Genomic DNA, 1,567 nt, shown 5'->3' on the forward strand with positions numbered 1-1,567 from the left:
GGTTGGTATAACCGAAAAAGAATTCACAGCAGCTTGGGCTATCAAACCCCACAAGCCATTGAAGATCGAATTAGGAATACAGCTTAAGATTTAACTTTTTAGTGTCCAAAATATTGACTCAAATCCAGAACATCTCTTTCTAAAGAATGCAAATGATGAGCTGATGGATGGCAAGCCGTCATTTTATAACGATGATTTTCGTTTTGATATGTATAGTCGATAACTGCATGCTTTCGTATGTTCGAACTAACAATATATGGATCTGTATTAATATAATTCACTTCATTTTGATTTAGTAGGATTGCAAGCCTATTGGCAAACGTCGTTTTTCCAGCAGCACCATGTCCTGAAATGCCAATAACAATCTGTTCATCAGTCATTCTGACCCAATTTATGATATCTTGTAATAACTTATCCATCCCTCTTCCCCTTTTACTAAAATAATGCTCTTTTCAGGTATAAGTTACAAATTCCAGATGAAGCATCTGATTTCCTTTCTTACTCCAGAATATGGCCAATTGTTGAATAAAGATCAAACAGTACTCTTCAACTTACCTGCCCCGATAGTTCCATAAAGAAAAAGCTGCCTTAAAGACAACTCTGATCGTTAGCTAAAGCACCTGTTTGTTAAATAAAATTTATATTTTAGTTCCTTTATCGTTATCAAACAAACTTGAACTCCCAGAGTTTAAATTTTGTAATATTTCGATCTGAAATTTATCGGCTATTTTAAACGTAAATTTATAAATGAAGTATCCAAATATAACACCTAATACATTACAAATTACGTCATCAATATCAACTGTTCTTCCCCGACCACCTGCTATTAGTTCAATAAATTGTATAGATTCTATACTAATTGATATAACAAAACCGAATAGTACAATATTTTTAAAACCCTTAAATTTATTCCTTATTATCGGTGATAATACACCCAAAGGCATCAATAATAATATATTTCCACCCACATTTCTAATAATTAGACTAATCATAAACACGGTATCACCTTCATATGCAATACCTATTTGTTTAATATCGTTTATAATTCCAACAAATGGAATGAGATTTAAGCCAAACTTAATATTTTGCATATTAAAATCAATCCATAAAGCTAATGGAAACAGTGTAACGGAAACAACCATAAGTATGTATAAAACAAAAAGAAAATTAATAACTTCCCTTAACCAATATACTTGTTTTTGTTTTTTTAATTTAAACCCTATTAAAATACCTCTTCCAACCAAATAACATATAACTCCAATTCCAATAAGTAAACTACCATTAATCAAATACACTCCATCAACCCTTCCTTCCAGCTCAAACAAACCCTTATTTTACCATAAATTATACCTTTTTTGGAATTTAATTCTGTTCGTTCATTATCACCAATAAAACCAAGATTTTATTGCGTTTCTTAATGAACTATCCTGCAGTGCCATAAATCGAGTAGGAGGAGGCGCCTAGCCTCCGACCTCTCACACCACCGTACGTACCGTTCGGTATACGGCGGTTCAGTTTAAGTCTGACGTAGTTTTGTATATCGTTCATATAGATTTACTAACCCATG

Annotated in this window: 2 protein-coding genes; both read right to left on the bottom strand. The window is 32.5% G+C overall.

Going from position 1 to position 1,567, the window contains the following annotated elements:
- Positions 1-98 precede the first annotated feature (98 nt).
- The gene (locus N0M92_RS29020; protein ID WP_260289021.1) at positions 99-419 is read right to left on the bottom strand and encodes a hypothetical protein; all 321 of its coding nucleotides are present in this window, start codon (positions 417-419) and stop codon (positions 99-101) included.
- Positions 420-638: 219 nt separating this feature from the next.
- A complete protein-coding gene (locus tag N0M92_RS29025; protein WP_260289022.1) occupies positions 639-1,295 on the bottom strand; it encodes a VanZ family protein in 657 nt (218 codons plus the stop codon).
- Between the last annotated feature and the right edge of the window lie 272 nt (positions 1,296-1,567).

This window comes from Peribacillus aracenensis, from assembly GCF_025175645.1.
Lineage (GTDB): Bacteria > Bacillota > Bacilli > Bacillales > DSM-1321 > Peribacillus > Peribacillus aracenensis.

What these genes read in the sequence shown, in the direction of transcription:
- N0M92_RS29020 (WP_260289021.1), bottom strand. Translation starts at nt 419, where the DNA reads ATGGATAAGTTATTACAAGATATCATAAATTGGGTCAGAATGACTGAT.